Annotated in this window: 6 protein-coding genes and 2 pseudogenes; 5 read left to right on the top strand and 3 right to left on the bottom strand. The window is 61.6% G+C overall.

Annotated features, from left to right (window positions below; translation table 11 throughout):
* Positions 1-684: 684 nt before the first annotated feature.
* The 3 genes and pseudogenes from Q427_RS21420 to argC form a co-directional block, all read right to left on the bottom strand.
* The gene (locus Q427_RS21420; protein ID WP_043517163.1) at positions 685-1473 is read right to left on the bottom strand and encodes a transporter substrate-binding domain-containing protein; all 789 of its coding nucleotides are present in this window, start codon (positions 1471-1473) and stop codon (positions 685-687) included.
* A gap of 116 nt (positions 1474-1589) precedes the next feature.
* Positions 1590-1942, bottom strand: a pseudogene (gene erpA, locus Q427_RS21415) (iron-sulfur cluster insertion protein ErpA).
* Positions 1943-2145: 203 nt separating this feature from the next.
* Positions 2146-3180 carry an N-acetyl-gamma-glutamyl-phosphate reductase gene (argC, locus tag Q427_RS21410; RefSeq protein ID WP_043517160.1) on the bottom strand — a complete coding sequence of 345 codons (1035 nt, stop codon included), beginning with the start codon at positions 3178-3180 and terminating at the stop codon, positions 2146-2148.
* 152 nt (positions 3181-3332) lie between these two features.
* On the opposite strand from argC, the gene Q427_RS21405 reads away from it, so the two are divergent.
* The 5 genes and pseudogenes from Q427_RS21405 (at position 3333) to Q427_RS21390 (ending at position 9198) form a co-directional block, all read left to right on the top strand.
* Positions 3333-5090 carry a chloride channel protein gene (locus tag Q427_RS21405; RefSeq protein WP_043517159.1) on the top strand — a complete coding sequence of 586 codons (1758 nt, stop codon included), beginning with the start codon at positions 3333-3335 and terminating at the stop codon, positions 5088-5090.
* A gap of 69 nt (positions 5091-5159) precedes the next feature.
* Positions 5160-5591, top strand: coding sequence for a protoporphyrinogen oxidase HemJ (gene hemJ / locus Q427_RS21400; protein WP_043517153.1), 432 nt, complete (start codon positions 5160-5162; stop codon positions 5589-5591).
* Between the two features lies 1 nt (position 5592).
* A pseudogene (gene thiD, locus Q427_RS32690) lies at positions 5593-6381 on the top strand (bifunctional hydroxymethylpyrimidine kinase/phosphomethylpyrimidine kinase); the annotation flags it as partial.
* A 243-nt stretch (positions 6382-6624) separates the two neighbouring features.
* The gene (gene hemL, locus Q427_RS32685; RefSeq protein WP_043517165.1) at positions 6625-7914 is read left to right on the top strand and encodes a glutamate-1-semialdehyde 2,1-aminomutase; all 1290 of its coding nucleotides are present in this window, start codon (positions 6625-6627) and stop codon (positions 7912-7914) included.
* A 39-nt stretch (positions 7915-7953) separates the two neighbouring features.
* Entirely contained in the window at positions 7954-9198 is a 1245-nt protein-coding gene (locus tag Q427_RS21390; RefSeq protein WP_043517151.1) for an AAA family ATPase, read from the top strand.
* Positions 9199-9407 lie beyond the last annotated feature (209 nt).

Genomic DNA, 9407 nt, shown 5'->3' with positions numbered 1-9407 from the left:
CCGCCGATGACGATGACGTCAAAGCGGTCGGGGTAATCCAAGGTGCACCTCATTGCGCTTCCGCGCAGATATTGCGTAGGGGATGAAAATCAGCCTCGCAGTATAAACCTCCTGTGGGTAACCGTCAGGGGTTTTCCACACCCGCTCAGCCAAACGACCTTGAGGTACAAGATTTTCATTAAATTAATAGTATGATTTAAAGGTAGTTCTGTTGATGTTGTTACTACTGGTGTGGACAATTTCTGTGGATAACCGAATAACTCCTATGTTTTTCAATGATCTGTATTGTTGACTAGTACCGTGAAATGAGGCGTGCCTCCTGAGGGCGACCGGTGGTGAGCCTGTGGATGAAATCCAGGGTTACGCACAGGTGGAATCCTGCACCGCTTGTCCACCGCCGGCTACCGCTCTTGTCACCATGGCTGTGAACAAGCCGAGCGATGATAGGAGAATGCCCCTGTGGTGGTGCTTTCAGCGTGAAAAGGGAGCCTGAGCAAAAAATACTATCCACAGGCAAAAAAAGGCCCTGTCGATAACCCGACAGGGCCTTTTTTTCCGTTTTTTCTCAAGCAAGACGTGCTGATTGGGTGCTTCAGCACCCGCGGAGGGTAGTGCTGGGTGCGCTCATTCCCTGGGGAGCCGAACGGAACGCCGTCACTCGAATGGGCCAATCAGCCTTCTGGATCATTCGTCGTCGGGAGCTTCGCCAAACCACTTCTCGAAGATCGCATCATAGGTGCCGTCACCCTGCATTTCGGCGAGGGCCTCGTTTACCGGTTCGACCCATGGGCTGCCCTTGTGGAAAACGATGCCGTACTGCTGGCCTTCGTAGAGGGGGCCAACGACCTTGGTATGGCCTTCGCCACGAGTCTGGGAGAAGTAGGAGACGTTGGGTGCGTCATAGAAGGCGGCGTCCACATTGTGTCCCAACAGCGCCATGTACATGTCGCTGTTACCCGGGTAGGGGGTGATGTCTGCCCTGTTACCCAAGGCCTCTTGCAGGAAGTCGTAGCTGGTCGAACCGATGCGGGTGGCGACGGCGAGTCCAGCGAGATCCTCGATGGTCTCCACACTGTCGTTGTCGGCTCTTACGATGATCTGCAGGCCGGAATCGTAGTAGGGGGCAGAGAAGTCGACGATCTCGGCGCGCTCCGCTGTGATGGTGATGCCGGCGATGGCGATCTCCTGGCTGCCGGACTGAACTGCCGGGATGATGCCGGCAAATTCCATGGTGGTCAGGTCGACCTTGAAACCGGCCCGTTCGGCGACTTCATTGATGATGTCCATGTCGAAGCCGATCATCTCGCCGGTAGCGGGGTCCAGCATCTCGAAGGGGACGAAACTGGGGTCGGTGACCACCTTGATGGAGGGTCTGTCGGCCAGGGCGGCAGCGGAAGATCCAAGGCCGAGTGCCAGGGAAGAGGCCAGGAGGGTTCGCTTGAATGAAGGTGAAGGGAACCAGGAACGTTTCATTTAAACTCCCCGTCATAGGACGTTTTTCAAGGAATTCACTCCATTTGACATGGTTAGAATCCCGAAACGCATCAAGTTGGGGAGAGTACCACGATAAGGCCTGAGCCCTTCATGGCCTAGACCATGAAGGACGCGCCGCAGCCGCAGGTAGTGGTGGCGTTGGGGTTGCGGACCAGGAAGCGCGCGCCGGCCAGGCCCTCTTCGTAATCCACGGTGGAACCGACCAGGTACTGGTAGGAGAGTTCGTCGACCACCAGGGCCACTTCTCCGAACTCGATCAGGCGTCGTCCTCCGCCACGTCCTCGGCGAAGTCGAAACCATACTGGAAGCCCGAACATCCACCGCCGGTCACGTAGACCCGCAGCTTGAGCACCGGCTTGCCTTCCTCCTCGATGAGCGCCTGCAGTCGTTTTCTGGCACTGTCGGAGAGCATCATGGGAGTGGGCACGAAAGATTCTGCGCCGCTCATGGGCACCTCCCTGAGCTTGAATGAATGGCTAACAGGGGATTATCCCTAATCCCTAGCAAAAGGGTCAACTTTTCGATAGGCCGTTCGGGCTATCCCGAGGGAAGGGCTGCGAGGAGGCGCTGTGAATACATCCCTGTACGCTACCGACGCCATCCATGGCGTAGGACCTCCTCTGCGCCCTTCCCTCGGTGCCCTATACGAGGTCAGGGCATCAATGCCGGTGCCGCGAGCCCTGCGTGCTCGTCGAGCCCGAACATCAGGTTGAGGTTCTGGATCGCCTGGCCGGAGGCCCCCTTGACCAGGTTGTCGATCACTGCCAGTACCACCACGGTGTCGCCGTCGCCCGGACGATGGACTGCCAGGCGACAGACGTTGGCCCCCTTGACGCTGCGGGTCTCCGGGTGGCTGCCGGCCGGCATGACGTCGACGAAGGGCTCGGCGGCAAAGCGGCACTCGAAGAGGCTTTGCAGATCGCCGGGATCACGGGTCAGCCTGCCGTATAGCGTCGCGTGGATGCCTCGGATCATTGGTGTTAGGTGTGGCACGAAGGTCAGGCCCACCGGCCCCTTGGCAGCGTCGCCGAGGCCCTGGCGAATTTCCGGGAGATGGCGATGGCCGGCGGCGCCGTAGGCTTTCATCGACTCGCTGGCTTCTGCCATCAGTGAGGGCACCTTGGCACCGCGGCCGGCACCGGTGACGCCGGACTTGCAGTCGGCGATGACGTGGCCGGTGTCGATCAGGCCGGCTTCGAGCAGCGGCATCAGGCCGAGCTGCACGGCGGTGGGATAGCAGCCGGGTACCGCAATCAGGCGCGCCTGGCGGATGCGCTCCCGGTGCATCTCCGGCAGCCCGTAGACGGCTTCATCGAGCAATTCAGGCGCGCCGTGGGGCTGGCCATACCAGTTCGCCCACTCCTCGGCGTCACGTAGCCGGAAGTCCGCTGAGAGGTCGATGATGCGGGTGCCCTTGGCCAGCAGTTCCGCGGCCAGGGTGTGGGCCACACCGTGGGGGGTGGCAAAGAACACTGCATCGCAGGCGCCCAGCCGCACGGCATCAGGCTCGCTGAAGGCCAGGTCATCGTAATGGCCGCGCAGGTTGGGATACATCTCGCTGACGCCCATGCCCGCCTCGGATCGCGAGGTGATGGTCTCGACCTCGACACCGGGGTGCTGAGCCAGCAGCCTGAGCAGTTCGACGCCGGTATAACCGGTGCCGCCGACGATTCCGACCTTGATCACGATGGACTCCTCTTGTTGGGCCACAGCTTGTTAAGCCTTGGAGAGATTGGCCACATGCCCTGACACTGGGATCACTCTGTCCGAATATGATACACAAGAGAGAGGGCTGCGACCCAGCCGTCCCCGGAAAACTCTTCGACAGGAAAACCGCCGTGCCGCGCCCGTCACTGCCCGACCTGACCCTGGAAGGATTTCGCCGCAAGCTGGCCAATGTGGACGCCCTGCCTCAGCTCTGCGTGCTGGGCGTGTTGTCCGGACTGTTGACCGGCGCCGTGATGGTCGGATTCCGCCTGCTGCTGGACCTGGGAGCACTGACCTTCATGCCCGACGGCGACCCCGAGAATTTCGAGGGACTCTCGCCGCTGGTGCGTTCTTCCCTTCCCCTGCTGGCGGTCCTGATCATCGGCATCTTCCTGTGGCGCCAGCCCGCGGCCGCTCGCAAGATGGGGGTGGGCCATGTCATCGAGCGCCTCTCCTATCACCAGGGTCGCTTCCCCCTGCGCAACTGGATCAACCAATGGTGGGTCGGCGTGGTCTCGGTGATCGGCGGTTTGTCGGCGGGCCGTGAAGGCCCTGCCATCCATCTTGGTGCGGCGGCGGCGAGCGGAATTGGTCAGCGGTTGCGACTTCCCCACAACAGCCTGCGGGTGCTGGTTGCCTGTGGCACTGCGGCGGGTATCTCGGCCTCCTTCAACACGCCCATCGCGGGGGTTATCTTCGCCATGGAAGTGGTGATGCTGGAGTACACCATCGTCGGTTTCATGCCAGTGATCCTGGCCTCCACCATGGGTGCGCTGGTGGCCATGCTGGTCTACGGATCGGAGCCCGCCTTCCAGGTGCCCAGCGTCAGCATGGGGTCGCTGATGAACCTGCCCTGGATCGTGGTCACGGCGCTGTTCATCGGCTTGCTGGCGGGTCTTTTCATTCATGTGGCGAAAAGTTCCACCATCCGGGAGCTACCGGTGTGGCTGAGACTGATGCTCGTGGCGGTGGCCACGGCTGGCGTGGCCTGGTGGTATCCCGAGGTACAGGGTATCGGCTATGACAGCCTGGATGCCTCGCTGACCGGTCACCTGGCCGTGGATGTGCTGTTTGCTCTGGTGTTGGGCAAGCTGCTGCTGACCGGTCTTACCGTGGCCAGCGGCATTCCCATTGGCATCATCGGCCCGGTCCTGGTGGTGGGCGCCGCCGCGGGAGCCCTCGCCGGCCTGGTCGGGGCCCAGCTGTGGCCCCAGTTGGCGGCCGAACCGGGTTTCTATGCCATGCTGGGCATGGCGGCGATGATGGGAGCGGTACTCCAGGCGCCGCTCGCCGCACTGATGGCGCTGCTCGAGCTCACCCACAATCCCAATATCATTCTTCCCGGCATGCTGGCGGTGGTTGTCTCCGGATTGACGGCCCGTCAGCTATGCCGATGTGACGGCTTTTTCGTCAGTGTGACCCGCCAGGGGTTACACCCCCTGCAGCAGCCACTCATGCAAGCCCTTTCCCGGGTGTCGGTGCCCGCGGTGATGGAGCGCAGCCTGGTGCGCACCCAACGCATGGTGACCAAGGAGCAGGCTCGCGCCCTGCTCGACGCCAAGCCGGTATGGATACTGATCATGCGCTCGACCGATGACAAGCCGACCCTGGCGCTCAAGGCGGCGGATCTGGCTCGGGCATTGATGGACGAGCAACTGGCCGAGGAGGTCGAAACCGCCAGCGAGCTGATCGATCTGCTGGAGGTGCCCGGCCAGCGACTGGAGATGGCACCGATCCACCTGCAGGCGACGCTGTCGGAGGCCTTCGAGCGTCTCAACGACCAGGCGGTGGATGCGCTCTATGTGGAGCATGGGCATAGACCCAAGCAGAAGCGGATTTCCGGTATCATCACCCGCGGTGCCATTGAACGTTACTATTCGCTCAAGTAGTCATTCCCTTGAGCAGGCATTCGCTCCCATGATCGATATCTCATCGACTCGCCCCCGTCAGGAGACCTCATGTACCTGTGGCTGAAGGCTTTGCACATCGTTGCCGTGATCACCTGGTTCGCGGCGATGTTCTACCTGCCGCGACTCTACGTCTACCATGCCATGGCCCGCGACAAGGGCGAGCAGCAGGCCATCGATTACTTCATGGTGATGGAGCGAAAGCTCTATCGTGGCATCATGACGCCCTCCATGATCGCCGTGCTGGGACTGGGCATCTGGCTGCTCTACCTGATGCCACACTGGCTCGGCATGGGCTGGATGCACGTCAAGCTGCTGCTCGTCCTGCTGCTGGTGATCTACCACCATGTCTGTCTGATCTACCTGAAACAGTTTGCCGATGGGCGCTGCAAGCGCAGCCACGTCTACTTCCGCTGGTTCAATGAGTTGCCGGTGATCGCGCTGCTGGCCATCGTCCTTCTTGCCGTCCTCAAGCCGTTCTGACATGGGCGAACGCATGTCATCTCCACCGGTCGTGCTGATAATGGCGGGACATGACCCCACCGGCGGCGCCGGGCTGGTTGCCGACAGCGAAGCCGTGGCGGCTTGCGGCGGCTGGGGCGTCACGATCCCGACCGCGCTGACGGTACAGAACTGCCGTGACGTCGATCGCGTGGTGCCGGTCGACGCTCGACTGATCCGCGAGATGGGCGACGCTCTCGGTGAATTTTCCATCGCAGCCATCAAGGTGGGCCTGATCGCGAGTGTCGACGTACTGGATGCCGTGGTGGATATCGTTCGCGCCCACCCGGGGGTCCCGGTGGTGGTCGATCCGGTGCTCAAGGCGGGGGGAGGAAGTGAGTTATCCACAACCGCTCTGCTGGATGCGTTTCGTGGGCGATTGCTCCCGCTGGTGGATATTCTGACACCCAATCGGCTGGAATTGGCACGCCTGGCGGGTAGCGAGGCGAGCGACGATATAGCCCGGGCGGAGCGACTGCTGGCGCTCGGTTGTCGTGCGCTGATGGTGACGGGAACCGATGACCCTGACGGAGAGGTGCCGTCAGACCAGGTTCAACAGGTACTGTATTCTCGTGAGGCGAGTGTTTGCTGGCGATGGCCCCGGCTGTCGGGCCACTATCATGGCTCTGGCTGCACCCTTGCCGCAGCGCTGGCGGCGCGGCTGGCGGGGGGCGAGGCGCTGAGGGATGCCTGCGAGCAGGCCCAGTCGTTCACCTGGCAGGCACTGGCCGACGGGTGGTGCCCGGGTAGCCACCAGTCATTGCCCCGACGAATCGACAGTGGCTCCTTCCACTTGACCGGTGGCAAGGAGAGGCAGCTTGGCAGTCGTCCGGACTGGCCATGTACCCCTGGGGCAGACAGAATGACCCGACGCTTGACCGATTCCCGTGACATGACCGCAGATCACGGGTTATCCAGTATTCATGAAAAGGTTATCCCAGATTCTATCCACAGCCTGGAAGCATCAGGCGGGATGCCTTTCGATCATTGTTTCAGCGACAGCAAAGAGGCTTTCATGACCACATCCGCACAGCTCTTCGAACAGGCCTGCCGTCACATACCCGGAGGCGTCAATTCCCCGGTGCGCGCCTTCAAGGGCCTGCATCGGCCGCCGGTGTTCATGGAACGGGCACAGGGTGCCTATCTCTATGACGTCGAAGGCAAGCGCTATGTCGATTATGTCGGGTCCTGGGGGCCGATGATCACCGGCCATGCCGATCCCGACGTACTTGGCGCCGTTCGGGACCGTCTCGACAATGGCCTCTCCTTCGGCACGCCGACGGCCATCGAGACCACCATGGCCGACCTGATCTGCGACATGATTCCCTCCATCGAAATGGTGCGCATGGTCAATTCCGGCACCGAAGCCACCATGTCGGCCATTCGCCTGGCGCGAGGATTCACCGGCCGTGACAAGATCGTCAAGTTCGAGGGCAACTACCATGGCCACTCCGATTCGCTGCTGGTGAAGGCCGGATCCGGTGCACTCACCCATGGCGAGCCCAGTTCGCCCGGTGTGCCCGCCTCGCTGGCCGAACACACCATCACCCTCTCCTATAATGATCTCGATGCCGTCGAGGCCTGCTTCGAGGAGATCGGCAGCGAGATCGCCTGCATCATTGTCGAGCCGGTGGCCGGCAACATGAATTGCATTCCGCCGCAGCCGGGCTTTCTGGAGACCCTGCGTCGGGTCTGCACCGAATATGGCAGCGTGCTGATTTTCGACGAGGTGATGACCGGCTTCCGGGTCGCCATGGGCGGTGCCCAGGCCCACTACGGCATCGAGCCCGACCTGACCTGCCTGGGCAAGATCGTCGGCGGCGGCATGCCGGTGGGGGCCTTCGGCGGCAAGCGCGAGGTCATGGAGCAGATATCCCCGCTGGGGCCGGTCTATCAGGCGGGAACGCTGTCGGGCAACCCTCTGGCCATGGCTGCCGGCATCGCCCTGCTCACCAAGCTGCGTGAGCCGGGCTTCCACGACGCTCTGGCCCAGCGGGTGGAGACACTCTGTCATGGCCTTCAGGAACGCGCCGATGCCGCCGGTGTCGATATGATCACACAGCGTGTCGGCGGCATGTTCGGGCTCTTCTTTACGGGCCAGTCCCGGGTCGATAACTTCGCCCAGGCCACGGCCTGCGATGCCGATGCCTTTCGTCGCTTCTTCTCGGCGATGCTGGACGAGGGTGTCTATCTGGCCCCGTCCGCCTATGAGGCGGGATTCATGTCCAGCGCCCACAGTCCCGAGGATATCCAGGTGACCCTGGATGCTGCGGTCAAGGCCTTCGACCGGGTTCGTGAGGGCTGATCGGGAAGCGGTTTCGAAGCGCTATTTCGAGGAGCTCTCATGGCCAAGCCATCAGTGACGTCGACCTATCACTCTTCCGGTGCTCTCAGCCTGGATGAGCTGGTCGACTCGCTGGTGGTGGGCCACCGGTCTAGTCACGATGCACCGTCAAACTCTGGTCCCTCGACGTGCCTGGCCTCGACCCGTCTTCTGATCGACGACGAGATGGGCGCCCTGGAGGCGCTGATGCAGGGTGAGGAGGATCTGGTACAACTCGATTGTCTGCGAGAGTGGCTGGATCAGGAGTTGGTGCGGCTTCAAAGTTGCTTTGCCGAGCGAGGAGAACCGAGGCCCAGCTGGGCCTCGGGGCATCCACGGATGGCGCTGTGCGACAATCAGCGGCTGGTCATGATCAATGCCCTTGATCTCGACCCTGACGATGCCCTCACTTCGCGATCTCTCGATTCAGGGTTCGATGTGGCGGCGTTACTGGTGGGTCTGGCGATTCGTGGTGAAACCCGGCTGGCCAATCGTGCCCTGGACCGCTACCTGCTGTTGTCCGGTGACTATGGCCTGACCAGGATACTGTCGGTACTCCAGGTGGTTCGTGCCCTGTCTGGCGCCCGGCGGGCCTTGCAACGTCGAGCCGGAATGACCCCGGGAGAACCATTGGCGCGTATTGCCGATGCCGTGGCGATGAGTCGACGCTATCTTGCCCTGGCGGAGAAGATATCGGTGTTCCGCTTTCCGCCTCTGATCATCGGGGCAGGGGTTTCCGGAAGCGGCAAGAGTCGTTTTACCGCCAACATGGTCGAGAGCCTGGGGGCGGTGAGACTCTGTTCGGATGTCGAGCGGCGGCGGCTGTTCGGCATCCATCCACAGGCGTCGGGCGCGGAACCGCCTGTGGATATCTTTACCGGCAACGCCACCACTCGCACTTATCAGCGCCTGGCGGAACTCGCCGGGACCCTGCTCGACGCGGGCTTCATCACCTGCGTGGATGCCACCTGCCTTGCTCGCGACCAGCGCGAGCTGCTCTGCCATCAGGCAGAGGCGCGCGGTCTGCCGGTGTTGATCGTCAGCTTCGAGGCCGATGACGAGACCCTGAAGGCGCGTATCGTCAGGCGTGCCCAGCGCCAGGGGGTCTTGCCACGGGTCAGTCTGGAGGTGTTGCGGCGCCAGCAGTCGCTGTTCGAACCCTTCGACGCGGAAGAGCGTCAGCATCTGGTTCACCTGGATACCACCGCGGCAGATGCCACAAAGACCCTGGCTTCCCTGATACAACAGCGCATCTTTGCTGCCTGATACCGCCTCTTTGCTCCTCACGGAAATCATGCTGACTTCCATGTTCAGCTCCTGTGACGCGAAGAGTGGACATGTGAGATGAACTGTAACGCTACCGATAAACTAGATATTAAGCGTAACGCATTAAATCGTATAGCAAAAATATTGCCTTCCTGGAACAGCATTTAAACCTGTAAACATTTAGATACCAAAGTGACAATAGCTGGGGT

This window comes from Halomonas sp. BC04, from assembly GCF_000568385.1.
This window is presented reverse-complemented; position numbering and strand designations above follow the sequence as displayed.

Bases quoted from the DNA above. Each gene is read 5' to 3' on its own strand.
- hemJ (WP_043517153.1), top strand. From the start codon at position 5,160: ATGTACCTGTGGCTGAAGGCTTTGCACATCGTTGCCGTGATCACCTGG.
- Q427_RS21420 (WP_043517163.1), bottom strand. From the start codon at position 1,473: ATGAAACGTTCCTGGTTCCCTTCACCTTCATTCAAGCGAACCCTCCTG.
- hemL (WP_043517165.1), top strand. From the start codon at position 6,625: ATGACCACATCCGCACAGCTCTTCGAACAGGCCTGCCGTCACATACCC.
- Q427_RS21390 (WP_043517151.1), top strand. From the start codon at position 7,954: ATGGCCAAGCCATCAGTGACGTCGACCTATCACTCTTCCGGTGCTCTC.